This window comes from Bosea sp. 29B (assembly GCF_902506165.1).
GTDB lineage: Bacteria > Pseudomonadota > Alphaproteobacteria > Rhizobiales > Beijerinckiaceae > Allobosea.
This window is the reverse complement of sequence record NZ_LR733817.1, coordinates 5275690-5300254: the sequence shown is the minus strand read 5'-3', so window position 1 is coordinate 5300254 and position 24565 is coordinate 5275690. Positions and strand designations below refer to the sequence as shown.

The following is a 24565-nucleotide window of genomic DNA, read 5'->3' as shown; positions in this document are numbered from 1 at the left end:
TTCATGCTAAATTCTTGCGGTGAGGACGATGAGGGGAGCGACCGTCCGGATTAGCCGGATACGGCGTTCCCGTGGCGCAAGGCTTTCTATGGCAGTGCTGACTTTCGGGCGTGTGGCTCTGTTCTCGGCCGCGGGCGTGCTCGCCGCGGGCGCGTTTCTTCATTACACGGGCCGTCCCGTTCCCTGGCCGCTCGATCAGGTCCCTTACGGCAAGGTGATCCCTAGCCCGGCCAAGCCGGCCGCGACGGCATCAGCCCCCGCAGCGGGCGGCAACAACCGCTCCGGCCAGGCCAACCGGCCGCCTGTGACGATCGTCACCGCCAAGGTCGAGCGCCGGGCGATGCCGGTGCGGATCGATGCGATCGGCACCGTCCAGGCGATCTCCACCGTCAACATCCGCTCGCGCGTCGACAGCCAGATCATGGCGGTCGAATTCCGCGACGGCGCCATGGTCAACAAGGGCGACGTGCTGTTCCGGCTGGATTCGCGCCAGCTCGAGGCGCAGCTGCGTCAGGCCGAGGCGAATGTCGCGCGCGACAAGGCCTCACTGATTGCGGCTGAATCCGATCTGCGCCGGGCCGAGGAGCTCTCCCGGCGTGAGATCGCCACCGACCAGCGGCTCGACACCGCCCGCACGGCGGTGAGCACCCTGCGCGCCGCGATCCGGGGCGGCGAAGCCGCGGTCGACAGCCTGCGTGTCCAGCTCAGCTATTATACGATCAGCGCGCCGGTTTCGGGCCGCGTCGGCGTCGCTGCCCTCAAGGAAGGCAACATCGCCAAGAGCGGCGACAGCTCGGCGATGCTGGCGACGATCAACCAGATCGATCCGATCTATGTCAGCTTCGCCGTGGCGCAGCGCTATCTGCCCGAAATCCGCGAGGCGATGCAGGCGAAGACTGCGGTCGTCCAGGCGACCCAGCAGGGCGCCGGCAAAAGCGTCGAAGGCACGATCGCGGTGATCGACAACGCGGTCGATGCGACGACCGGTACGATCCAGATCCGCGCCAGTTTCGACAACCCCGCCGAGACGCTCTGGCCTGGCGCGCTCGGCCAGGTCAGGCTGACACTGCGGACAGAGCCCGATGCCGTCACCGTGCCGCGCGAGGCGGTCCAGACCGGCCAGAACGGCTCCTATGTCTTCGTGATCGAGAACAATGTCGCCCGCGCCCGGCCGATCGTCGTCGCCCGCAATGTCGACGAACGCGCCGTCATCGCCTCCGGCCTGACCGGTGACGAGACCGTGGCGATCGACGGGCAACTGCTGCTGACAGAGGGCGCGCGCACGATCGAGCGCGGCCGCGGCGGCCAGAGCCCACCGGCGCCCAATCTCACCTCCCAGCGGGGGAGCGCCGGCTGATGAACCTGCCCGAGCTCTGCATCCGTCGCCCGGTCATGACGACCCTCTTGATGGCGACGTTCCTGATCTTCGGGCTGTTCGCCTTCAAGCAGCTGCCGGTCGCGGCGCTGCCCCGGGTCGATTTCCCGACCATCAATGTCAGCGCCCGCCTGCCGGGCGCGAGCCCCGAGACGATGGCCTCCTCGGTCGCGGCGCCGCTGGAGCGCGAGTTCGCCTCGATCTCCGGCATCACCTCGATGTCGTCGGTCTCGCAGCAGGGCTCGACCTCGATCACGCTGCAGTTCGACCTCAACCGTAATATCGACGGCGCTGCGCTCGACGTGCAGGCGGCGCTCAGCGCGACCGTGCGGCGCCTGCCGCCGGAGCTCCCTGCCCCGCCGAGCTTCAGGAAGGTCAACCCGGCCGACCAGCCGGTGCTGTTCATGGTGCTGACCTCGGCGACCAAGCCGCTCTACGAGGTCCATGAATTCGGCGAGAACATCCTGCAGCAGCAGATCTCGCAACTGCCCGGCGTCGCCCAGGTCAACATCTTCGGTGCGCAGAAATACGCGGTGCGGGTGCGGGTGAACCCCGACGCCGTCTCGGCTCGCGGCCTCTCCCTCGCCGAAGTCCGCACCGCCATCGCCGCCGCCAATTCGAACTCCCCTGTCGGCACGCTGAACGGCTCCAACCAGCGGCTGACGCTCGGCGCTACCGGCCAGATGGAACGCGCCGGCGAATACGGCAACCTGATCATCTCGCAGAAGAACGGTGTGCCGATCCGGCTCAACGACGTCGCGCAGATCTACGATTCCGTCGAGAACGACCAGACCGGCAGCTGGTACAACGGACAGCGCTCGATCATGCTGGCGGTCTACCGTCAGTCGGACGCCAACACCGTCCAGGTCGTCGACAGCATCAAGGGCAAGCTCGACGCCTATCGCGCGCAATTGCCCGCAGCGATCGAATTGCACGTCCTCAACGACCGCTCGATCCCGATCCGCGAGGCGGTCGAGGATGTCGAGGTCTCGCTGATGATCGCGATCGCCCTCGTCATCATGGTGATCTTCCTGTTCCTGAAGAGCTTCGCCGCGACGGTGATCCCGACGCTGGCGCTGCCGATCTCCCTGGTGGGCACCTTCGCGATCATGTTTGCGCTGGGCTATTCGCTCGACAACATCTCGCTGCTGGCGCTGACGCTTGCGGTCGGCTTTGTCGTCGACGACGCCATCGTCATGCTGGAGAACATCATCCGGCATATCGAAATGGGCAAGAAGCCGTTCCAGGCAGCGCTCGATGGCTCGCGCGAGATCGGCTTCACCATCCTGTCGATCACCATCTCGCTGGTCGCCGTCTTCATCCCGGTCTTCTTCATGGGCGGCGTGGTCGGCAAGGTCTTCGCCGAATTCGCCGGCACGATCGCTGCGGCGATCATCGTCTCCGGCTTCGTCTCGCTGACGCTGACGCCGATGCTCTGCGCCCGCTTCCTCAAGGCGCACGACCATCACAAGCAGCCGAACATCGTCGAACGCGTGTTCGAAGCCGGCTTCCAGGGTATGCTCTCCGCCTATCGCTGGACGCTGGACCTCGTGCTCAAAGCGCGCGTCCTGATGCTGCTGGTGACGCTCGGCACCGTCTACGTCTCGGTCCAGCTCTATATGGACGTGCCCAAGGGCTTCTTCCCGACCGAGGATACCGGCCTGCTGCGCGGCTCGACCGAAGGCCCGCCCGACACCTCGTTCGAGGCGATGGCGGCGCGCCAGATCCGTCTCGCCGAGATTGTTCGGGCCGATCCGGCGATCGACTACCTGACCTCGAATATCGGCGGCTTCAACGCCACCAATAACGGCTTCATGTTCATCGCGCTGAAGCCGAAGGAGCAGCGCGACAAGGCCGAGGTCGTGATCGCGCGCCTGCGCCGCGCCGTCTCGGAGGTGCCGGGCATCACCGCGGTGTTCCAGCAGGTCCAGAACATCAACCTGAACGCCGGCCGCTCTTCGCGGGCGCAGTATCTCTATTCGTTGCAGGGGCCGGATCTTGGCGCCCTCTTCAACTACGCGCCGCTGATGCAGCAGCGCTTGGCGCAGCTGCCGCAACTGCGCGACGCCAATATCGACCTGCAGCTTCGCAATCCCCAGCTTTCGATCGACATCGACCGCGAGCGTGCCGCCAGCCTCGGCATCTCCAGCGACCAGATCCGCCAGGCGCTCGGCAACGCCTTCGGCTCGCGCCAGATTGCGACGATCTTCACGCCGGCGACCGACTACCAGGTGATCATGGAGGCCGACCGCGCCTACCAGCAGGACCCGGCGGTGCTGTCGCGCCTGATGCTCAAGGCTGCCAACGGCTTGAACGTGCCGCTCGAGACGGTCGCGACGATCAAGCCGAGCGTCGGGCCGCTCGCGGTCAACCGGATCTCGCAGCAGCCGGCGGTGACGATCTCGTTCAACACGGCGCCGGGCGTTTCCCTTGGCGACGCTGTCAACGCGATCCGCGCTGCCGAGCGCGAGATCAACCTGCCCGCCTCGATCGTCACCAGCTTCGCCGGCTCGGCCCAGCTCTTCCAGGATGCGCTGAAGGGCCAGGGCCTGCTGATCTTCGCAGCGATCCTGGTGATCTACATCATCCTCGGTATCCTCTACGAGAGCTTCATCCACCCGATCACGATCCTGTCCGGCCTGCCCTCTGCGGGCCTGGGTGCCCTCCTAGCCCTGCAGTACTTCCACATGGACCTGTCGGTGATCGCGATCATCGGCATCCTGATGCTGGTCGGCATCGTCAAGAAGAACGCGATCATGATGGTCGACTTCGCGATCGAGCGCCGCAAGATGGGCGACGATGCGCTGACGGCGATCCGCGATGCGGCGCTGGTACGCTTTCGGCCGATCATGATGACGAGCTTCGCCGCGATCTTCGGCGTGCTGCCGATCGCGCTCGGTGCCGGTGCCGGCGCGGAACTGCGCCAGCCGCTCGGCATCGCCGTGGTCGGCGGCCTCGTCGTCTCGCAATTGCTGACGCTCTACATCACCCCGGTCGTCTACTTCTATCTCGACAAGGTCGACAGCTTCATCTCCGGCCGCGGTCGCGGCGAGCGGGAAGAAGCGGCGTCGGTGCCGGGTGCAATCCCGGTCGCGATCCCGCAGGCGGCCCATCGCCAGCCGGATTGAAAGGGCGTTCAACTTCATCCTCGGTCATCCCGGACAAGCGGCGCAGCCGCGTCGATCCGGGATCCATTCCGGAGCCTTTCCGAATAAGGTTCCGGAATGGATTCCGAGTCTCCCTTCGGTCGCCCGGGACGAGCTGCGCCTTTTCGGCATTAACGATGACGCCGGCTTTGCGGTGACGTCTGCTGCGCAGCCGTTGAGTCTTAACGAAAAGTAAACTAAGCCAATTCTGCGGCGGACAATGAACTAGCGAGCGATGGAGATATCGCGGTGCTTCGTGTCCGTAATGTCGATTGCCTGCGTTCCGATCCTGTCCCGCCGACCGGTTCCAGCTCCTCGACAAAGGTGAATTCGGCTTTGCGCGGTCGCAGCAGCGGCCTGCGTCTGGTTGCCATGGCCGGTGTCGGGCTTGCGCTCGGTGCGAGTGGCACGATCCTGACCGTCTCGCTGGTCCAGGCCGAAGACGATGCCGGCATCCGCGCCTTCTACCGCGAGGAGGCGACCCGCCGGGCCGAACGCGTGCCGGCGCGGGCCGCATACGCCTCGGTTCCCGTGTCGGCCTATGCCCCGGCCCGCCACACCTGGTCCGTGCCCTTCTTCCAGCAGGCGCGCCCGGATGGGCGTCTCGCGCCGCCGCCGCTCGAGCTCAATCCGTTCAAGCCGGTCCGTACTGCATCCAAGCAGGTGCAGCAGAAGCCGAAGCTGCCGGCGATCCGCTACGACACGGTGTCCGGCGCGGCCGACGTGACGCGCACCATCTGCGTGCGCCTCTGCGACGGCTTCCAGGCGCCCATCGGCCATCTGCGCAGCCAGTCCGACTTCAAGGCGCATGAGGCGCTCTGTCAGGCTGCCAATCCCGGCGTGCCGGTCAAAGTCTTCAAGGTCGCTGCCGGTGCCGCGACGATCGACGACGCCGTGGCGAACGATGGCAAGACCTATCGCCAGCTGCCGATGGCCTATGCCTATGAGCGCGGCGCCGATCCGGCCTGCCGGCCCGCCATCGCGACGGCGAGAGATCGCCGCGTCTCGCTGCTGCGCGATTTCACCTTGCGGCCGGGCGACAGCATCGTGCTCGACGGGCGGGTGCGGACCTTTACCGGTGGCAAATGGCCCTACAACACCGCCGATTTTCGCGATTTCCGTGGCGCGCCCGATCTCACCGCCAGCGACCGCCGCAAGATCGACGAGAAGGTCGGCATCTCGCACAGGGAAGCGCAGGTCCGCGCCTTGCGCCGGCAGATGCGGGTCCGCGAGGCCAGCCTGCACGATGACAGCTTCGCCAGCGACGCCGATACGCTCGGCCTGCGTGGCGTGCTCACCCCGCGCGATCCGATCGCCAATCCGGCGCGCGTCGTGCTGCAGACGCCGTTCTCGCGGAATTGAACGGTTTTGAGATAATTATCCTAGGCTTTCTGCCCTAGGATAATTCACCCAACTCCCGCCGAAAGAGCGATGGACGGCGCGGCGGCCTTCCGGCACATTCGCTGCATTGCAGCATGGAGCCGAGCATGACGACCAAGACGCCGCGCCAGTTCTTCCGCCCGCTGGCGATCGGTGCGCCGGAGCCTTATCGCGAGCTGCCGCTGCGACTGGAGCGGATGATCCATTTCGTGCCGCCGCATCTCGAGAAGGTGCGCGCCAAAGTTCCCGAACTCGCCGGCCAGGTCGACATCGTGCTCGGCAATCTCGAGGATGCGATCCCGGTCGAGGCCAAGCAGGCGGCGCGCGACGGTTTCATCGAGCTCGCCAAGGCGACCGATTTCGGCGCGACCGGCCTTTGGAGCCGCGTCAATGCGCTGAACTCGCCCTGGTTCCTCGACGACATCGCCGCGATCATGGGCGAGATCGGCGGCAAGCTCGATGTCGTCATGGTGCCGAAGGTCGAAGGGCCCTGGGACATCCATTATGTCGACCAGCTGCTGGCGCAGTACGAGGCGCGTCATGCCCTGCCCAAACCGATCCTGATCCACGCTATCCTGGAGACGGCTGAGGGCGTGAAGAACGTCGACGCCATCGCAACCGCCTCCCCGCGCATGCACGGCATGAGCCTCGGGCCGGCGGATCTTGCCGCCTCGCGAGCGATGAAGACGACCCGTGTCGGCGGCGGTCACCCCGAATACAAGGTCATCGCGGACCCCGCGCCGGATGGCGGCCAGCGCGCGATCGCGCAGCAGGATCTTTGGCATTACACCCTCGCGAAGATGGTCGATGCCTGCGCCTCGGCCGGCCTCAAGCCCTTCTACGGCCCGTTCGGTGACTTCTCTGACGCGGCCGCCTGCGAGGCGCAGTTCCGCAACGCCTTCCTGCTCGGCTGTGCTGGTGCCTGGACGCTGCATCCCTCGCAGATCGAGATTGCCAAGCGCGTCTTCAGCCCCGATCCGGACGAGGTTTCCTTCGCCAAACGCATCCTGGAGGCGATGCCGGACGGCTCGGGCGCGGTGATGATCGACGGCAAGATGCAGGACGACGCGACCTGGAAACAGGCCAAGGTCATCGTCGACCTGGCGCGTCAGGTTGCGGCCCGCGATCCTGCGCTGGCGGCGCGCTACGGCTTCTGAAAAAGCCTTGGCCGCGACATCCACGGATATTGACGCATTTGCGACGTAATCCTACGTCAAGCGCAGGGTCGCGGCGACATCGGCTGTGACGAGCCGGGTTTGGGCTGAACGAGGATCATGGAATCACGCACGGCGAAATTCCGCATCGGCGACGTTGTGCGCCATCGCGTTTACCCGTTTCGGGGCGTGATCTTCGATGTCGATCCGGTGTTCTCGAATTCGGACGAGTGGTGGCTGGCGATCCCGGAGCACCTGCGCCCGTCGAAGGACCAGCCCTTCTATCACCTCTTCGCCGAGAACGAGGAAACCGAGTACGTCGCCTATGTCTCGGAACAAAATCTCGTGATCGACGAGTCCGGCCAGCCGATCCGTCATCCGCAGGCGCGCGAATATTTCCGGCGCGACCGCAAGGGCAAGTACCGGCTCGACAAGGCCGAGCTGAACTGATCCGTCAGCCTTCCAATCGACATGCAGCGTGCTGACGAAGGAGTAGTTTCGTGAGCACCAGCCATGCCGACATCGTCATTCTCGGCGGCGGCCATAACGGCCTCGTCTGCGCCTTCTATCTCGCCAGGGCCGGGCTGAAGGTCACCGTGCTGGAGCGGCGCGCTATCGTCGGCGGCGCGGCAGTCACCGAGGAGTTCCATCCCGGTTTTCGCAATTCCACCGCGAGCTACACCGTCAGCCTGCTCAATCCGCGCATCATCGCGGAGATGGGGCTGGCACGGCACGGACTGCGCATCGTCGAGCGGCGCATGGCGAACTTCCTGCCGCTGCCGGATGGGCGCTATCTCGCCGCCGGCGAGGGGCGCACGGAAGCGGAGGTCGCGAAGTTCTCCGCCCGCGACGCAGAGCGGCTATCGGCCTATGGCGAGCGGCTGGAGCGGATCGCCGCCATGCTGCGTGATCTCGTGCTGCAGGCGCCGCCCAATCTCGGTGACGGCGGCTGGCTGGCCGCACTGCCACAGATGCTGGACGCGGCCGCGCTCGGGCGGCGCATTGCCGGCTTCGACCAGTCCGCCCGGCGCGATCTCCTCGACCTCTTCACCAAATCGGCCGGCGACTGGCTCGACGGCTGGTTCGAGAGCGATCCTGTCAAGGCGCTGTTCGGCTTCGACAGCGTGGTCGACAACTATGCCAGCCCCTATACGCCCGGCTCGGCCTATGTGCTGCTGCATCACGTCTTCGGCGAGGTCAACGGCAAGCGCGGCACCTGGGGCCATGCGCTCGGCGGCATGGGCGCGATCACGCAGGCGATGGCGCGGGCCTGTGCGGAACAGGGTGTCGAGATCAGGCTGGAGGCGCCTGTCGCGCAGGTGCTGACGGAGAAAGGGCGCGCCATCGGCGCCGTGACCGAGCGGGGCGATGTGGTGCGGGCGCGCGCCGTGGTGTCCAACCTGCATCCGCGCCTGCTGTTCGAGCGGTTCGTCGATCCGGCGACAGTGCCCTGTGATTTCAGCGAGCGTATCCGCCGATATGTCTCGGGTTCCGGCACCTTCCGGATGAATCTGGCGCTATCGGAGCTGCCTCGCTTCGCCTGCCTGCCGGAGCCGGGCGACCACCTCACCGCCGGCATCATCATCGCGCCGTCGCTTTCCTATATGGACCGCGCCCACGCGCAGGCACGGCTGTCGGGCTGGTCGAGCGAGCCGATCGTCGAGATGCTGATCCCGTCGACGCTGGATGACAGCCTCGCCCCGCCCGGCCGGCATGTCGCGAGCCTGTTCTGCCAGCATGTCGCGCCACAGCTGCCGGACGGCGAGAGCTGGGACAAGCACCGCGACACGGTGGCCGATCTGATGATCGACACCGTGGATCGCTACGCTCCGGGCTTCCGCGCGTCCGTGATTGGCCGGCTGGCTCTGGCGCCGAGCGATCTGGAGGCGCGTTTCGGCCTCGTCGGCGGCGACATCTTCCACGGCCGGCTGACGCTCGACCAGCTCTTCAGCGCCCGCCCGGTGCTCGGCCATGCCGATTATCGCATGCCGGTGCCGGGCCTCTATCTCTGTGGCTCCGGAGCCCATCCGGGCGGCGGCGTTACCGGCGCGCCGGGGCACAATGCGGCCCGCTCCGTGCTCGCCGACCTGAAGCCCCAGCGCTTCAGGCTGCCGTCACTGCGAGCGTGACCGAAGCCGCCCTCAGGGATTGCCGCTGACGCGTTCAGCCTGCGGGAAGCGTGCGCCGAAGGCCCCTTCCCGCTCGGGCGGCAGTCGCACCAGCAGATCGAGCGTGCCGTCCTCCGCATCCTCGCGTTCGAGGATCTCGCCATTGGCGTGCAGCCAGGCCAGGGACTTGCCGTCACCCGGTTCCAGCGTGAGCCGATAGACCGGCCGAGTGCGCGCGATGCGCCGCTCGATGGCGTCGGTCAGCCGCTCCATGCCCTCGCCGGTCAGGGCGGAGACCAGAACCGGCCGCGACGCGCCGGGCCTGAGCTCGGTCAGCGCCGCCTGGCGCTCGCGCTCGTCGCCCGAGAGCAGGTCGGCCTTGTTCCAGACCTCGATGACACGGTCGCCATCCTCCGGGTCGATACCGAGATCGCGCAGGATGCCCTGGACGTCGGCGGCCTGGGCCTGTGTGTCCTCATGCGAGACGTCGCGGACATGCAGCAGCACATCGGCCTCGATCGCATCCTCCAGCGTGGCGCGGAAGGCGGCGACGAGCTGCGTCGGCAGGTCGGAGATGAAGCCGACCGTGTCGGAGAGCATGATCCTGGCGCCATGCGGCAGCTTCAGTGCCCGCGCCGTCGGGTCGAGCGTGGCGAAGAGCATGTCCTGCGCCAGCACCTGCGCCGAAGTCAGCCGGTTGAACAGGGTCGACTTGCCGGCATTGGTGTAGCCGACCAGCGCGACGACCGGATAAGGCACGCGCTTGCGGCTGGCGCGATGCAGCGAGCGGGTGCGCTTCACGCTGTCGAGATCGCGCTCGATCTTGGTCATCCGCTCCTGGATGATGCGCCGGTCGGCCTCGATCTGGGTCTCACCGGGGCCGCCGAGGAAGCCGAAGCCGCCGCGCTGGCGCTCCAGGTGGGTCCAGGACCTGACCAGGCGGCTCTTCTGATAGTTGAGATGGGCGAGCTCGACCTGCAGTGCGCCTTCGCGCGTGCGGGCGCGTCGGCCGAAGATCTCGAGGATCAGGCCGGTGCGATCGATGACCTTGCAGCCGAATGCCTTTTCGAGATTGCGCTGCTGCACCGGCGACAGGGCGCAGTCCATCACGACGAGGCCGATTTCCTCGATCTTGACGCGCTCGGCGAGCTCCTCGACCTTGCCCTTGCCGAGATAGGTCGCAGGCCGCAGCGCCGTCAGCACCACGGGGATCGCCTCGACGATCTGGAGATCGATGGCGCCGGCGAGGCCGAAGGCCTCGTCCAGCCGCGCCGCGTGGCTGCGCTGGTTCTCGTCGCCTGCGGCGGCCCGGCTGGCGGCATGGCGCGCCAGATAGGGACCGATCACAAATGCGCGAGTATCCGCGGCCAAGGCATGCTCGGCCGCGTCGATCGAGATCCCGATTGCGTTTCCGCCGCCCGTCGTCGACGAACTGCCGGCCTTGCCGCCCACGGTCAGGCCTTGTCCGTCTCCTCGGGCTCGAACAGCTGCACCGGATGGCCCGGCATGATCGTCGAGATCGCGTGCTTGTAGACGAGCTGCGAATGCCCGTCGCGGCGCAGCAGCACGCAGAAATTATCGAACCAGGTGACGACGCCCTGCAGTTTGACGCCGTTCACGAGAAAGATGGTGAGGGGAATCTTCTGCTTGCGGACGTGGTTGAGAAAGGTGTCCTGGAGATTTTGAGCCCGTTCGGCGGCCATGGGTAATCCCTGTTGTTGGGATCGCAATCGGTTTGCCCTTGCGATCCAGATCGTTCCGTTCGGCTTCGGCGCCAATCGCCGGGCCGTCGGAACACCGACACTCCATTAGATCGCGACCCGGCGAGAACGCGCAAGGGTTGCGGAACGCCAATTTCGGCCAACCGCCTTGCGTGCAGTGCAACACGGCGGCCGGATTTCAGCCAACTCCAAGCGATTTCAGCTTACGGTGCAGGGCTGAACGCTCCATGCCGATGAACTCCGCCGTGCGCGAGATGTTTCCGGAGAAGCGGGCGATCTGCGCCATCAGATATTCGCGCTCGAAGATCTCGCGGGCATCGCGCAGCGGCAGGCTCATCAGCTTCTCGCCGCCCGAGCCGGAAGGCGTCGTCGGCACCATGGCGCCGACCTCGGCCGGCAGCATGTCGACCGTGATCTCCGCCGTCGGCTCGCCCTTGGTCAGGATCATCAGCCGTTCGACATTGTTGCGCAGCTCGCGGACATTGCCCGGCCATTCATGCGATTGCAGGATCGCCATGGCGTCGCCACCGATCCGACGCTTGGGCAGGCCGGACGCGACCGAGATCTGGTCCATGAAGAACTCGATCAGCTCGGGCACGTCCTCGCGCCGTTCCGACAGGGCCGGCACGCGGATCGGCACCACGCCGAGCCGGTGATAGAGGTCCTCGCGCAATTGGCCGTCGGCGATCAGCTTGGCGAGATCGCGGCTGCTGGAGGAGATGATCCGGACGTCGACATGGACGCGGGTCGCCCCGCCGACGCGCTGGAAGTTCTGGTCGACCAGCACGCGCAGGATGCGGTTCTGCGTCTCGCGCGGCATGTCGCCGATCTCATCGATGTAGAGCGTGCCGCCATGGGCCTCTTCGAGCGCCCCGACGCGGCGCGAGCGTCCGTCGCCGCCCTCGATGCCGAACAGCTCCTCTTCCATGGTCTCGGGCGTGATCGTCGCCGCGTTGATCACGACGAAGGGGCCGGCCGAGCGGGTCGAGGCATCGTGCAGGGTGCGCGCGGTCAGCTCCTTGCCGCAGCCCGGCTCGCCGGTGATCAGCACGCGGGCATTGGTCGGCGCGACGCGCTCCAGCGTCTGGCGCAGCTGGTTGACCGCCGTCGAGCGACCGACAATGCGGCTGGCCTGGACCGAGCGGGTCTTGAGCTCGCGCACCTCGCGCCGCAGGCGTGAGGCTTCCAGAGCCCGCTCGGCGACGAGCACGAGCCGGTCGGCCTTGAACGGCTTCTCGATGAAGTCGTAGGCGCCGCTCTTGATCGCCGAGACGGCGGTCTCGATGTTGCCGTGCCCGGAGATCATCACCACCGCGAGGTCGGGATGGCCCTCCTTGATCAGCTCCAGCACCTGCAAGCCGTCGAGCCGGCTGCCCTGCAGCCAGATGTCGAGGAAGACGAGATTGGGCCGCCGTGCCGCGATCGCGGCCAGCGCCTCGTCTGCGGAGCCCGCCTTGCGCGTCCGATAGCCCTCGTCCTCCAGGAGGCCGGCCACCAGTTCGCGAATATCGACCTCGTCGTCGACGACGAGAATGTCAGCACTCATGCCTTCGTCCCGTTTACTTGTCGTGCGGCGGAATTCGCCGTGTGATTGCCTGTTTCCGGTCTGTCTTCGGCGGCGGGCGGCGGTCCGGTCTCGATGAACCAGAGCCTGATCCGGGCGCCGCGGGCGCCGTCGGGGCGGTCGAGCAATTCGATGCCGCCGCCATGATCCTCGAGGATCTTGCCGACGATGGCGAGGCCCAGCCCGGTGCCGCCGTCACGAGTGGTCATGTAGGGCTCGAGCAGCTTCTGGCGCTGGTCCGCCGGCAGGCCCTTGCCGTTGTCGAGGATGTCGATGACGATCCGGCCGTCCTGTGTCCGTTCGAAACCGATCTCGATGCGGCCCTTGCCGCGCTCCTCGGCGGGTACGGCCTGGATCGCCTCGGTCGCGTTCTTGATGACGTTGGTCAGGGCCTGCGAGATCAGGCGCCGGTCGAAATGCGCCAGAACCGGCACCTCCGGCAGGTTGTCGGTGATGTCGATCTCGGGATTGCCGACCCGCATCAGGAAGGTGACCTGCCTTGCCGTCTCGATGATGTCGTCCCGTGCCGGCGAGGGCTTGGGCATGCGGGCGAAGGAGGAGAACTCGTCGACCATGCGGCGGATGTCCTCGACCTGGCGCACGATCGTCGCCGTGCACTGGTCGAAGATTTCCTTGTCGTCGACGATGACGCGGCCGAACTTGCGCCGGATGCGCTCGGCCGAGAGCTGGATCGGCGTCAGCGGGTTCTTGATCTCATGGGCAATGCGGCGGGCGACGTCGGCCCAGGCGGCGGTGCGCTGCGCCGAGACGAGATCGGTGATGTCATCGAGCGTCACGACCAGCCCCGCACCGGCCCCCTCGCCTTCGCGCGTCGCCCGGATGTTGAGCATGCGCTCGCGGCCACCGCGCGTGATCGCCGCCTGGCTGGAGCTCAGGCGTTGGCGATTGCTGAGCGCCTCGGAGACGAAGCCCGCGATCTCGGGAACCACGCGTGCGATCGGTTCGCCGAGCAGCCGGCCGCCGGAGCCGAGCAGGGCTTCGGCCGAGCGGTTGCTGAGGGTGATATGCCCGTCCTCGTCGATGCCGAGCACGCCCGAGGAGACGCCGGAGAGCACCGTCTCGGTGAAGCGCCTGCGCCGGTCGATCACTTCGCTTGCCGTGACCAGCCCATCGCGCTGGCGGCGCAGTTCGGCGGTCATCTTGTTGAAGGTCTCGCCGAGATGGGCGAGATCCCCCTCCGCTCGTCGTATTGGCACCTGGACGTAGAAATTGCCGCTGGAGACTTGGTCGGTCGCGTGGATCATCCGCCGGATCGGGGCGACGAGGCCATTGGCGAAGTTGAGGCCGAGCCAGATCGCCGAGAGCAGCAGGATCACCGAGATCAGTGCATACATCGAGGCGAAGGCGATCTGCACGCCCTTCCGGCGCGCGTCGATGCCGAGATATTCGACCACGGCGCCGCGGGCGACGGCCGGGAACTCGACGGCGAGCGGATCGACCTCGCGGGCGACATAGAGGAAGGCGCCGTCATAGCTCGGCAGCTTCACCAGCGCGCCGAAGACCCGCCCCGCCGACGGCAATACGCAGATCGGCTCCGGTGAGCTTTGTGCGTCTTCGAACGCATCGGCATTCGGCTTGTGGGCGTCGCGCAGCACGTCGATATTGGCGCGGACGACGACGGTGTCCGGCGGCTTCATGATCCAGACCACCGGCAGGCCGAGCGCCGTGGCGCGCGCCGTCAGAAAGGTCTCGAACCAGCGCCGATCGGCGTCGTAGGCGGTCTTCGCCCGCCCGAGATCGTCGGCGAGCAGCCTGATCTCGCGGCCGAGCGAGCGGCATTGCCCGGTCGTGTAGGCGTCGGCGACCTCGACGGATTTGAAGATCACGTCGCGCATCCGGTCGGAGAACCAGGGCTCGAGACCACGCTCCAGCGTCGCGGTCGCGATGATCGCGACGAGCACCGCCGGCAACGCAGCAACGATGCTGAACAGGCTGACGATCCGCACATGCAGACCGGCTGCTGCGACACCCTTGCGCCTGGCACGGATCAACACCGCAGCTTCGAAGGCGACGATGATCAGCAGGAGCAGGATCAGCAGGCCGTTGATGATGAAGACGCCGACCACGACCTCGTGGACGGGTGCGACCGGCGTCGCGCCCGAAAGTACGAGGAAGGTGGTGAGCGCCGAGACCAGCGCGAAGCCGACGACGAGCGCGCCGAGCCAGCCCGAGACCCGGCGTGGCGGGTCGTCGCTCCGGGGCGTCATGCGCATGTCGCCGGTCGAGGTGGTCAAGACGGGATCTGAGCTCCATTGCCGCTGCGCTCCGTCACCGGAAGCGCTGCACAGCGCACTGATGCGCCGCCGCAACGGTGTTGTCAAAATATGACAGATGCAAGGCAGCCACAGTGGTGGCCAGAGCCGGATGCGATCAGGTTGATTCAACCTGATCGGTATATCCGTCTCTTACCTTGAGTAGAGACCGTTTTATCGATCAGCTTGCGGTGCAAGCTGATCGGAACGGGCTCTAGCGCGGCGAGCGCACCACCTGCATGTCGAGCTCGCGGATCTTCTTGCGCAGAGTGTTGCGATTAAGCCCCAGCAGCTCCGCGGCGCGAATCTGGTTGCCGCGCGTTGCCGCCAGGGCGGCGGCGATCAGGGGCGGCTCGATCTCGCGCAGGATGCGGTGATAGAGGCCGGGCGGCGGGATCTGGTCGCCGAAACCGCCGAAATACTGGCCGAGATGGCGCTCGACCGAGCCCGACAGGGTTTCCGCCCGCTCCGGCGCGCTGCTGCTGCTCCCCGCTTGTATCGGAGCGCCGGTCGCCGGCTGCAACTCGGCTTCGACGATCGGCGCCGTGATCGTCTCCTGCGGATAGAGCGCGGCCAGACGCCGCACCAGATTCTCCAGCTCACGGACATTGCCGGGCCAGCGATAGCGCCGCAGCACGTCCATCGCTTCCGAATCGATCTGCTTGTGCGGCAGTCCCTCCTTCTCGACCATCGCGAAGAAATGGCGGACGAGATCCGGAATGTCCTCGACGCGCTCGCGCAGCGGCGGCAGGCGGATCGGCACGACATTGAGGCGGAAGAACAGGTCTTCGCGGAACAGCCCGTGCGCGATCGAGATGCGCAGGTCCTTGTTGGTCGCGGCGACGATGCGGACATTGGTCTTGATCGGGGTGCGGCCGCCGACGGTGGTGTATTCGCCCTGCTGCAGCACGCGCAGCAGGCGCGTCTGCGCCTCCATCGGCATGTCGCCGATCTCGTCGAGGAAGAGCGTGCCGCCCTCGGCCTGCTCGAAGCGGCCGGAGGAGCGGGTCAGCGCTCCGGTGAAGGCGCCCTTCTCGTGGCCGAACAGCTCCGATTCGATCAGGTCCTTCGGGATCGCCGCCATGTTGATCGCGACGAAGGGGCCATTGCGGCGCTTGCCGTAGTCGTGCAGGGCGCGGGCGACCAGCTCCTTGCCGGTGCCGGATTCGCCGTTGATCATTACGGTGAGGTCGATGGGCATCAGCCGCGCCAAAGCGCGGTAGACATCCTGCATCGCCGGCGAGCGGCCGACCAGCGGGATGTCCTCGGGCTCGGCGGCATGGTTGCGCGGCGCATCGCCGCGCGGCCGCGACAGCGCCCGCCCGACGATGGCGACGAGTTCCTTCAGGTCGAAGGGCTTGGGCAGGTATTCATAGGCGCCGCGCTCGGAAGCCTTGATCGCGGTCATGAAGGTGTTCTGCGCGCTCATCACGATGATCGGCAGCTCGGGCCGGACCCGCTTGATGCGCGGCAGGAGATCGAAGGCGTTGCCGTCCGGCATCACGACGTCGGTGATGATGAGGTCGCCGAGGCCTTGCGCCGCCCAGGTCCAGAGCGTCGCCGCCTGGCCGGTGGTGCGGACCTCGTAGCCGGCGCGGGCGAGCGCCTGATTGAGGACGGTGCGGATCGCGGCGTCGTCGTCGGCGATGAGGATGTTACCCGTCGGCATGCGCTTTTTCCGTGTCCTACTCGTCTTTTCACCCGGCCTGAGACGGCTTCGCCTCGTGCAGGGGCAATCGAATGCGGAATGTCGTGCGTCGCGGCGCGGACTCGCATTCGACGATTCCACCGTGATCGCCGATCACCTTGGCGACGAGTGCAAGTCCAAGGCCACTTCCCTGCGCCTTGGTGGTGACGAAGGGATCGAACAGGAGTTGGTGCAGGTCGGGCGGCACGCCAGGCCCGTTGTCGCGGACGCCGATCTCGAGCGGCAGAGCGAGCCGGGTACCGGAGCCAGGCGCCTGCATGCGGATGCCCGGACGATAGGCTGTGGTCAGCGTGATCTCGCCGTCCATGGCATCCTGACCGATCGCCTCGGCCGCGTTCTTGACCAGGTTGAGCAGCACCTGGACGAGTTGGTCGCGATTGCCGGCGACCGGAGGCAGCGACGGATCGTAGGCTTCGCTGAAGCGGATGTGTCGGGCAAAGCCCGACTGCGCCAGCCGCTTCACATGGTCGAGCACGTCATGGACGTTGACCGGCCCGCGCTCGCTCGGACGCTCGTCGCCGAACAATTCGACGCGCTCGACCAGCTTCACGATCCGATCGGCCTCGTCGCAGATCAACTGCGTCAGCAGGCGGTCCTCGTCGCCGACCGAAGCCTCGAGCAATTGCGCCGCCCCGCGGATGCCGGAGAGCGGGTTCTTGATCTCATGCGCCAGCATGGCGCCGAGCGCCGTGATTGAGCGGGCTGCCCCTCTATGCGTCAATTGCCTGTCCATTTTTTCGGCAATTGTTCGTTCTTGCAGCAGAAGCACCACGGCATCGGGTTGGCTGGGCAGCAATGAGGCAAAGACGTCGACGATCCGGTCGAGGCCGAGCCGAGGCGAGGCGAGCTCGAGCCGATACTCGCTGACGCTGGCGCCGCGGCGCTGCACCTCTTCGACCAGTCCCAGGACCGGGGAGCCGAAGGCGACGAGGTCATCGAGGCGCTGGCGCTTCAGGACAAGCGCGCTGGCCTGGAAAAAATCTTCGGCAGCGGTGTTGGCGTAGAGGATGCCATGCCGCTCCCCGATCACCAGCACGGGCATGGGCAGGACGTTCAGTGCCTGGATTTCGAGCAGGTCGGACAAGGGATCGTGCCGCCCCTCCACACCGTCGTTGAATATCGCCATCGTCATATGCGGACTTTCGTGATCAGGCGGCGGCGCCGAGGCGGTCGCTTGAGAACAATTGCCTGAGCGCAGCGATCGCGCGCGCGGGTTCAGTGGTGGTGAGCAGTTCGCGGCGGGCGCTCTCGTCGGGCTCCAGCCCGCTGGCGAGCGCCTCGTCGGCATAGGCGGCAAGGTGCTTGCGGGCATGACGGACGCCGGATTCGCGCCCCATCAGCGACAGCAGGCCCTCATAATGCTCGCGGGCGATGTCGTGCTTGGCGGCGAGCGAAATCTCCACCGGCTCGCGGCCGGAGAGCTCGGCGCCGATCGCGCCGGGCAGCCAGGGCCGGCCCATCGCGGCGCGACCGACCATGACATAGTCGGCGCCCGACCGTTCCAGGCAGGATCGCGCCTGTGCCGATGTCGCGATGTCGCCATTGGCGACCAGCGGGAACGTGCCGGCCACGCGCACCGGGCGGATCGCGGCCCAGTCGGCCTGCCCCTTGTAGAATTGCTGCCGCGTGCGGCCATGAACGGTGATCGCAGCTACGCCGGCAACGACAGCCCGGCGCGCCAGCTCCGGCGCGTTGCGGCTGGCATCGTCCCAGCCGAGCCGCATCTTGACCGTGACCGGCACCTTCACCGCTGCAACGACGGCCTCGACCAGGCCGACGGCATGGTCGAGATCGCGCATCAGCGCCGAGCCGGCCCAACCGCCGACGACGCGCTTGGCCGGGCAGCCCATATTGATGTCGACGATATCCGCGCCCGACGCCTCGGCGACCTGCGCGGCTTCGGCGAGCCAGCGCGCCTCGCAGCCGGCGAGCTGGACGACATGCGGCGTGACGCCGGCGCCCTCGGCCCGCAGCCGTGCCTCCTCGCTGCCGCGGACGAGCTCGTCCGACGCGACCATCTCGGACACCACGAGCCCGGCGCCGAAGCGCGCGGCGATCCGGCGCATGGCGAGATCGGTCACGCCCGACATCGGCGCGAGGAAAGCGCGCGAGACCGGCAGCAGCCCGCCGATCGACGCTTTACGCTCGCCCGAATTTGAGGCAGTTTCCATTCTGCCGATTTATTGGACAAATGGTGCGCCGCGCAAGAGAATTTCACACCATGTTGCAATGCAATATCGACATGCGCGGAGATGGATTCTCATGTCGCTTCCTGCTTCGACGTGCTGATGACTTGGCGGCAGGCCTTTGCCGTCCTATCAGCGAGGCCCCGTAATCCGGACCCAAGAGGATCGATGACACCGGCCGTCGCAGCCCTGATCGTTGCCGCCGGGCGCGGCCTGCGCGCCGGAGCTGAGGCTCCGAAGCAATACCAACGGCTCGGCGGCCTGCCTGTGCTGTGCCGTACGCTCGAGCCCTTCCTGGCGGATGGCCGGATCGGCACCGCGCTGGTGGTGATCGGAGCGGGCGATGCCGCACGCTACGACGATGCGATCAACCATCTTTCGGAGGCGGCCCGTGCCCGGCTGACAGCACCGATCGAAGGCGGCGAGACCCGGCAGGATTCGGTTCGCGCAGGACTGGAGGCGCTCGCTGCCGCCGGGTTCGCGGGCAGCGTGCTCGTGCATGACGCAGCCCGCCCCTTCGTCTCATCGACTCTGATCGAGCGGGCGCTGGCGGCGAGCGCAGAGCACACCGCCGCGATCCCGGCTCTCGCGGTCACCGATACCGTCAAGCGCGTCGACACGTCAGGACTGATCGAAGAGACCCTGCCGCGCGAGCAGCTCGTTTCGGTACAGACGCCGCAAGCCTTCGCCTTCCAGCCGCTGCTGGCCGCGCATCGGGCCGCCCATGCCGCCGGAGCCGGCGGCTTCACCGACGATTCCGCCATCATGGAATGGGCCGGCCACCGGGTCGCGACCTTCGCCGGAGATCCGATGAACCTGAAGCTGACTTATCCCGGCGATTTCGAGTTGGCCGAGCAGCGCCTCGCCCGCCCACTCGTCACCCGCACCGGCACCGGCTATGACGTCCACGCCTTCACCGAGGGTGACCATGTCTGGCTCGGCGGCATCCGCATCCCGCACAGCCGAGGGGTCACGGCCCATTCCGACGGCGACGTCGCCCTGCATGTGCTCACCGATGCCGTGCTGGGCGCCCTGGCCGATGGGGATATCGGCAGCCATTTCCCGCCGAGCGATCCGCAATGGTGCGGCGCCTCCTCGGACCGTTTCCTCGCCTTCGCCGCCCAACGTGTCCAGCAGCGCGGCGGGCGGATCGATCATCTCGACCTGACCATCGTCTGCGAGGGCCCGAAGGTCGGCCCGCATCGCGATGCCATCCGCGCCCGCATCGCCGAGATCGCGGGCCTGCGCCTAGACCAGGTTGGCGTGAAGGCAACGACCTCGGAGCGTCTCGGCTTCACCGGGCGTGGCGAGGGCCTCGCTGCACTCGCCACCGCGACGATCCGCCTGCCGGAACCGGAGTGAGGCCATGTTCGATCTCGACATCCGTTCGCTGGCCGCCGAATTGCTGACCATCTCGCGCGAGCGCGGCATTACCGTCGCGACGGTCGAATCCTGCACGGGCGGGCTGGTTGCGGGCGCCCTGACGGCGATCTCCGGCTCGTCCAGCATGGTGCTCGGCGGGCTCGTGACCTACTCCAACGAGGCGAAGACGGTGCTGGCCGGTGTCCCGGCCGAGCTGATCTGCCAGCATGGCGCGGTCAGCGAGCCGGTCGCGCGCGCCATGGCGGAAGGCGGCCGCGAGCGGCTGTCGTCGCGGCTTGCCGTCTCGATCACCGGCATCGCCGGCCCGGATGGCGGCAGCGAGGCGAAGCCGGTCGGGCTGGTGCATTTCGCCTGCGCCGACGGGACGCGGACGCTGCATCGCGAAAAGCGCTTCGGCGCGCAGGGCCGTGACGAGATCAGGCGCCTCAGCGTGCTGGAGGCGCTCGACCTGCTACGCGAAGCCGCGCTGACGGTAGAGTAGGCCGCGGCCTTTATTTCAGCGAAAACTGCCGCCAGATGGCTCCGACGATGTCGGCATAATCGTCGCTCCAGGGACGGGTCGTCCCGGGACCGGTCGGCTGATTCCACCTTCTCACGACCGGACCGGGATCGACTCCCGGACGCAGGACAAGGGCGACCTCCGGTGCAGTCTTCATCGCCCGCAGATCCTCGGCCGTGCGGACGGGCTTGTTGAGCCAGGTCGCGAGCCCTTGTGCGGCGGCGGTCGCCGTCACAACGGAAGCGAGCTCCATGTTCCGGTTCGAAATGTGCAGGAGCACGGCACCATCCGGCTTGAGCTTGCGCATATAGAGCGCCAGGGCCTCGCCGGTGAGCAGATGGACAGGGATCGCATCGGAGGAGAAGGCATCGACGACGATCAGATCGAGCGATCCGTCACGCGCATCGCCGAGCGTCAGCCGCGCATCGCCGATCACGAAGGTCGGTGCGGGCGCGCAGGCGCTGAAGAAGCCAAAGCGTGCCGGATCGGTCGCGATCCTGATCACGGCCGGATCGATCTCGTAGAAGCGCCAGTCCTCGCCGGCGCGGACCTGGCAGGCGAGCGAGCCGGTGCCGACACCGACGGCCGCGACCGCGGCAAGCGTGCCTCCCCTCGCCTGGCGAACGGAGTCGATCCCGTCAGCGATGCCGCCGCCGGTGAAATAATAGGTCAGCGGCTCGGGGCGCCCGGACACCGGCGTGCCGTCGTCCTGGCGCAGGCGCTGCGCACCGTGGACCGTGCTGCCGTGACTGAGCACACGGAAGCGGCCATCCGTGGTCTCGGTGATGCGATGGATGCCGAAGAACGAGCGAACCGAGTCCGTTCGCACCATTTCGCGCGCGATCAGGCTCGCGCTCGCGAGAGCTGCGACGGAGGCGAGCGCGACGCTCTGCCAGCGCCGCAACCGGATCGAGGTGAAGCCCGGACGGCAGAGCATGCCCGCCACCACCAGAAGCGGATATTCGGCGACCGAGTTGAACAGCAAGGGCGCCAGCAATGCGGCGAACACCCCGCCCAGCACGCCGCCGAGCGACATCCAGAGATAGAATCCCGTCAGCCCGGCCGCGGAAGGCCGTAGCCGCGCCAGCTCGCCATGCGCGACCATCGCCGTGACGAACAGGACGGCGAGGTGGAGGACGAGCTCACCGCCCGAGCCCAGGCGCAGATGAAGCATCGTCGCGGCCATGTAGCAGAGGACGAGCAGCAGCTGCGCATTCAACATCCAGCCATGGCGGAGCAGCGGCTTGCGCTGGAAGACGATGACGAAGGTAAGCAGGAAGAGCGCCAGCGGAGCGACCCAGAGCAGCGGGCCTGACGCGACGTCGGTCGAGATGTGAGCGGTCACTGCGACCAGCAGGCCCGATGGCACGAAGGCCAGGAAAAGCCAATGCAGCTTGCGGCTGGTCGGGATGGTCTCTGCGACGAGCGGTGTGGTGTCGAGCCTGCTCGCCGAGCGCCCGATGCATAATCCGGCGCAGGCCGTGATACCGGCGAGCAGCAGGCCAAAGCCCCACGCCCAGGCCGAGGCCTGTGTCGCCAGTCTCAGCGTCGGCTCGACCGCGAATGGATAGGCGAGCAACGCCAGGAAGCTGCCGATATTGGAGGCGGCATAGAGAAAATAGGGATCGCGGGCATGGGCATGCCCGGTGCGCGCGAACCAGGCCTGAAGCAACGGCCCGTTCGCGGAGACGGCGAAGAAGGGCAAGCCGACCGACGCGGTGAAGAGCAGCAGAAGCCAGGCGAATTCGCCTTGTTGCGGCGGGCGTTCGAAGCCTGCGGCGATGCCGATCGGCAGCGAGGTCGCTACGACCACGATCATCAGGGCTATGTGGATCAGGGCGGCGCGCCGCACGCTGAAGCGGCTGACCAGCCAGTGCGCATAGGCATAGCCGGCGAGCAGCATGGCCTGGAAGAAGACCATGGCCGTCGACCAGACTGCGGGCGAGCCGCCAAGCCTCGGCAGCACCATCTTGGCGAACATCGGCTGGATGCCGAAGAGCAGGAAGGCGGACAGAAAGATCGTGCCGGCGAAGACCGGTAACACCGCGCTCATCCGACGCGTCCCGACACCGGCACGCGTCTGCATCACTGGAGCTTCCATGCCTTCCCCCTGCCGGAACAAGGGAACAATGGCGTAGGCCGCTTAAAACTAGGTGAGCGCCGCCGGGCTGTTGCCATAGATCGCGTCGGCGCGCTTCTCGAAGGCCTCGGCGAACTTGCGGAAGGCCTTGTCGAACATCGCGCCCATCAGCAGGCCGAGCATGCGGCTGGCGAATTCGTAGGAGATGAAGAAGCCGATCTCGCTGCCCGTATCGAGCGGCTTGAAGCTCCAGCGGTTCTCCAGATAGCGGAACGGCCCGTCGACATATTCGACCAGGATCTTGAGGTTCGCCGGGTCGAGCGTGACGCGGCTGGTGAAGGTCTCGCGGATCGCCTTGTAGCCGACGGTCATGTCGGCGAGCAGCACCTCCCCGCCGCCCTCGCGCGGCGTGCGCCGGCGGACCGTCAGCCCCTCGCAGAGCGGCAGGAACTGCGGGTATTTCTCGACATCCGCCACGAGCGTATACATCTCTGCGGGCGAATGCTTCACCCGGCGGGTGCTGTTGAACATCGGCATGGATATGGGCCGATCAATTACCGAGCTTGGCCGCGCGTGCTGCCCGCAGCTTGGCGAAGTCCTCGCCGGCATGGTGCGAGGAGCGCGTCAACGGCGTCGAGGAGACCATCAGGAAGCCCTTCACATAGGCGATGGTCTCGAAGCTCTTGAACTCGTCCGGCGTGACGAAGCGGATGACCGCATGGTGCTTGCGCGAGGGGGCCAGGTACTGGCCGATGGTGATGAAATCGACCTCGGCCGAGCGCAGGTCGTCCATCAGCTGCAGGACCTCGTTCCGCTCCTCGCCGAGGCCGACCATGATGCCGGACTTGGTGAAGATGGTCGGGTCGAGTTCCTTGACCTGCTGCAACAGCCGCAGCGAGTGGAAATAGCGGGCGCCGGGACGCACCTTCAGGTACTTGCCGGGGACCGTCTCGAGATTGTGGTTGAAGACGTCGGGCTTGGCCGCGACGACGACTTCGAGCGCGCCGGGCTTGCGCAGGAAGTCCGGCGTCAGGATCTCGATCGTCGTGCCGGGCGAAGCCTCGCGGATGGCGCGGATGACGCGGGCGAAATGCTCGGCGCCGCCATCCTTGAGATCGTCGCGGTCGACCGAGGTGATCACGACATGCTCGAGGCCGAGCTTGGCGACGGCATCGGCGACCTTGCGCGGCTCGTCATGATCGAGTGCCTCGGGCACGCCGGTCTTGACGTTGCAGAAGGCACAGGCGCGCGTGCAGGTGTCGCCCATGATCATGAAGGTGGCGTGCTTCTTCTCCCAGCACTCGCCGATATTGGGGCAGCCCGCCTCCTCACAGACGGTGACGAGCTTCTCGGCCTTCACGATCTTCTGGGTCTCGGCCCATTTCGGCGAGCCCGGGGCCTTCACGCGAATCCAGTCCGGCTTGCGCAGGATCGGGTTCTCCGGCCGTTTCTGCTTTTCCGGGTGGCGCAGCTCCGGCTTCACCTCGGATTTCGGGTTGCCGGCATTGGGGCGCGGATCGCGGTTGAGAAGGTCGAGCACGACGGCCATGGACGGGTCCGCTTCCTGCTGCCGCCACGACGGGCAGCCACTCCCGTCTAGCTAATGCCGAAGCGCCGCTCGGGCAACCCGCGCGAGATGGGACTCAGTTGCGCACCGCGCGCCAGACCACGATCAGCAGGCAGGCACCGGCGATCGCCGCGACGAGCGTGCGCCAGAAGCCGAAGACCGGGATCTCCAGCAGTTCGGCCAGCCGGCTGCCGACGAAGGAGCCGGCGACGCCGACGATCATGTTGGTGAAGAGGCCATGATCCGACGAGGTGACGCGCTCGGCGATCCAGCCGGCGATGATGCCGATCAGCAGCGTCATGAAGAAGCCATAGCCCGGCGTGCCGAGCGCAGCGTAGATCTGGTCGTTCATGGCAATCCCCCTGCCCTCGAAAACCGGCCCTCCGGCCGCCAACCACAACGCGCTGAACGCGGCCTGGTT

The 24565-nt window shown here is 66.9% G+C and carries 19 protein-coding genes; 8 read left to right on the top strand and 11 right to left on the bottom strand.

Annotated features, from left to right (window positions below; all coding sequences use genetic code 11):
- Window positions 1–88 precede the first annotated feature (88 nt).
- From GV161_RS25660 to GV161_RS25635, 6 genes are all read left to right on the top strand, one after another.
- Window positions 89–1357, top strand: a complete 1269-nt coding sequence (locus tag GV161_RS25660) for an efflux RND transporter periplasmic adaptor subunit (protein WP_159650416.1) — start codon at window positions 89–91, stop codon at window positions 1355–1357.
- Window positions 1357–4503 carry an efflux RND transporter permease subunit gene (locus tag GV161_RS25655; protein ID WP_152014710.1) on the top strand — a complete coding sequence of 1049 codons (3147 nt, stop codon included), beginning with the start codon at window positions 1357–1359 and terminating at the stop codon, window positions 4501–4503. Before GV161_RS25660 ends, GV161_RS25655 begins: the two co-directional genes overlap by 1 nt.
- A 267-nt stretch (window positions 4504–4770) precedes the next feature.
- Entirely contained in the window at window positions 4771–5883 is a 1113-nt protein-coding gene (locus tag GV161_RS25650; protein ID WP_152014709.1) for a DUF2865 domain-containing protein, read from the top strand.
- A gap of 125 nt (window positions 5884–6008) precedes the next feature.
- Window positions 6009–7058 (top strand): CoA ester lyase, encoded by a 1050-nt coding sequence (locus GV161_RS25645; protein ID WP_152014708.1) that lies wholly within the window; start codon window positions 6009–6011, stop codon window positions 7056–7058.
- A gap of 117 nt (window positions 7059–7175) precedes the next feature.
- Entirely contained in the window at window positions 7176–7505 is a 330-nt protein-coding gene (gene hspQ / locus GV161_RS25640; protein WP_091829030.1) for a heat shock protein HspQ, read from the top strand.
- Window positions 7506–7555: 50 nt separating this feature from the next.
- A complete protein-coding gene (locus GV161_RS25635; RefSeq protein WP_152014707.1) occupies window positions 7556–9184 on the top strand; it encodes an NAD(P)/FAD-dependent oxidoreductase in 1629 nt (542 codons plus the stop codon).
- A gap of 12 nt (window positions 9185–9196) precedes the next feature.
- Here GV161_RS25635 and hflX read toward each other — a convergent pair whose 3' ends face one another.
- The 7 genes from hflX to dusB all read right to left on the bottom strand — a co-directional run bounded on the left by hflX (window position 9197) and on the right by dusB (window position 18600).
- Window positions 9197–10567 (bottom strand): GTPase HflX, encoded by a 1371-nt coding sequence (hflX, locus tag GV161_RS25630; protein WP_152014969.1) that lies wholly within the window; start codon window positions 10565–10567, stop codon window positions 9197–9199.
- 50 nt (window positions 10568–10617) lie between these two features.
- The gene (hfq, locus tag GV161_RS25625) at window positions 10618–10866 is read right to left on the bottom strand and encodes an RNA chaperone Hfq (protein WP_069880868.1); all 249 of its coding nucleotides are present in this window, start codon (window positions 10864–10866) and stop codon (window positions 10618–10620) included.
- Between the two features lie 196 nt (window positions 10867–11062).
- Window positions 11063–12430 (bottom strand): sigma-54 dependent transcriptional regulator, encoded by a 1368-nt coding sequence (locus GV161_RS25620; protein ID WP_152014706.1) that lies wholly within the window; start codon window positions 12428–12430, stop codon window positions 11063–11065.
- Window positions 12427–14703: a PAS domain-containing sensor histidine kinase gene (locus GV161_RS25615; protein WP_244624079.1), complete on the bottom strand. Its 2277-nt coding sequence runs from the start codon at window positions 14701–14703 to the stop codon at window positions 12427–12429. The genes GV161_RS25620 and GV161_RS25615 overlap by 4 nt, the downstream gene beginning before the upstream one ends.
- Before the next feature lie 232 nt (window positions 14704–14935).
- Window positions 14936–16390, bottom strand: coding sequence for a nitrogen regulation protein NR(I) (ntrC, locus tag GV161_RS25610; RefSeq protein ID WP_152014705.1), 1455 nt, complete (start codon window positions 16388–16390; stop codon window positions 14936–14938).
- Window positions 16391–16418: 28 nt separating this feature from the next.
- Entirely contained in the window at window positions 16419–17471 is a 1053-nt protein-coding gene (locus GV161_RS25605) for an ATP-binding protein (protein ID WP_244624112.1), read from the bottom strand.
- Window positions 17472–17577: 106 nt separating this feature from the next.
- Window positions 17578–18600 carry a tRNA dihydrouridine synthase DusB gene (gene dusB / locus GV161_RS25600; protein WP_152014704.1) on the bottom strand — a complete coding sequence of 341 codons (1023 nt, stop codon included), beginning with the start codon at window positions 18598–18600 and terminating at the stop codon, window positions 17578–17580.
- A gap of 183 nt (window positions 18601–18783) precedes the next feature.
- Between dusB and GV161_RS25595 the strand changes: the two genes are divergently transcribed.
- Window positions 18784–19977, top strand: coding sequence for a bifunctional 2-C-methyl-D-erythritol 4-phosphate cytidylyltransferase/2-C-methyl-D-erythritol 2,4-cyclodiphosphate synthase (locus GV161_RS25595; protein ID WP_152014703.1), 1194 nt, complete (start codon window positions 18784–18786; stop codon window positions 19975–19977).
- 4 nt (window positions 19978–19981) lie between these two features.
- Entirely contained in the window at window positions 19982–20479 is a 498-nt protein-coding gene (locus GV161_RS25590) for a CinA family protein (protein WP_152014702.1), read from the top strand.
- Window positions 20480–20489: 10 nt separating this feature from the next.
- Here the strand turns inward: GV161_RS25590 and GV161_RS25585 are convergent, their stop codons facing one another.
- From GV161_RS25585 to GV161_RS25570, 4 genes are all read right to left on the bottom strand, one after another.
- The gene (locus tag GV161_RS25585; RefSeq protein WP_244624078.1) at window positions 20490–22550 is read right to left on the bottom strand and encodes a fused MFS/spermidine synthase; all 2061 of its coding nucleotides are present in this window, start codon (window positions 22548–22550) and stop codon (window positions 20490–20492) included.
- Between the two features lie 96 nt (window positions 22551–22646).
- Entirely contained in the window at window positions 22647–23114 is a 468-nt protein-coding gene (locus tag GV161_RS25580; protein ID WP_152014701.1) for a type II toxin-antitoxin system RatA family toxin, read from the bottom strand.
- A gap of 13 nt (window positions 23115–23127) precedes the next feature.
- The gene (lipA, locus tag GV161_RS25575; protein WP_152014700.1) at window positions 23128–24126 is read right to left on the bottom strand and encodes a lipoyl synthase; all 999 of its coding nucleotides are present in this window, start codon (window positions 24124–24126) and stop codon (window positions 23128–23130) included.
- Between the two features lie 94 nt (window positions 24127–24220).
- A complete protein-coding gene (locus GV161_RS25570) occupies window positions 24221–24496 on the bottom strand; it encodes a GlsB/YeaQ/YmgE family stress response membrane protein (RefSeq protein ID WP_152014699.1) in 276 nt (91 codons plus the stop codon).
- Window positions 24497–24565: the final 69 nt, after the last annotated feature.

Excerpts from the sequence above, each read along its gene's own strand:
- GV161_RS25620 (WP_152014706.1), bottom strand. The coding sequence starts at position 12,430 with ATGAGTGCTGACATTCTCGTCGTCGACGACGAGGTCGATATTCGCGAA.
- GV161_RS25580 (WP_152014701.1), bottom strand. The coding sequence starts at position 23,114 with ATGCCGATGTTCAACAGCACCCGCCGGGTGAAGCATTCGCCCGCAGAG.
- GV161_RS25605 (WP_244624112.1), bottom strand. The coding sequence starts at position 17,471 with ATGCCCGTGCTGGTGATCGGGGAGCGGCATGGCATCCTCTACGCCAAC.
- GV161_RS25570 (WP_152014699.1), bottom strand. The coding sequence starts at position 24,496 with ATGAACGACCAGATCTACGCTGCGCTCGGCACGCCGGGCTATGGCTTC.
- GV161_RS25590 (WP_152014702.1), top strand. The coding sequence starts at position 19,982 with ATGTTCGATCTCGACATCCGTTCGCTGGCCGCCGAATTGCTGACCATC.
- dusB (WP_152014704.1), bottom strand. The coding sequence starts at position 18,600 with ATGGAAACTGCCTCAAATTCGGGCGAGCGTAAAGCGTCGATCGGCGGG.
- GV161_RS25655 (WP_152014710.1), top strand. The coding sequence starts at position 1,357 with ATGAACCTGCCCGAGCTCTGCATCCGTCGCCCGGTCATGACGACCCTC.
- ntrC (WP_152014705.1), bottom strand. The coding sequence starts at position 16,390 with ATGCCGACGGGTAACATCCTCATCGCCGACGACGACGCCGCGATCCGC.
- GV161_RS25595 (WP_152014703.1), top strand. The coding sequence starts at position 18,784 with ATGACACCGGCCGTCGCAGCCCTGATCGTTGCCGCCGGGCGCGGCCTG.
- hfq (WP_069880868.1), bottom strand. The coding sequence starts at position 10,866 with ATGGCCGCCGAACGGGCTCAAAATCTCCAGGACACCTTTCTCAACCAC.
- GV161_RS25585 (WP_244624078.1), bottom strand. The coding sequence starts at position 22,550 with ATGAGCGCGGTGTTACCGGTCTTCGCCGGCACGATCTTTCTGTCCGCC.
- GV161_RS25645 (WP_152014708.1), top strand. The coding sequence starts at position 6,009 with ATGACGACCAAGACGCCGCGCCAGTTCTTCCGCCCGCTGGCGATCGGT.
- GV161_RS25660 (WP_159650416.1), top strand. The coding sequence starts at position 89 with ATGGCAGTGCTGACTTTCGGGCGTGTGGCTCTGTTCTCGGCCGCGGGC.
- lipA (WP_152014700.1), bottom strand. The coding sequence starts at position 24,126 with ATGGCCGTCGTGCTCGACCTTCTCAACCGCGATCCGCGCCCCAATGCC.
- hspQ (WP_091829030.1), top strand. The coding sequence starts at position 7,176 with ATGGAATCACGCACGGCGAAATTCCGCATCGGCGACGTTGTGCGCCAT.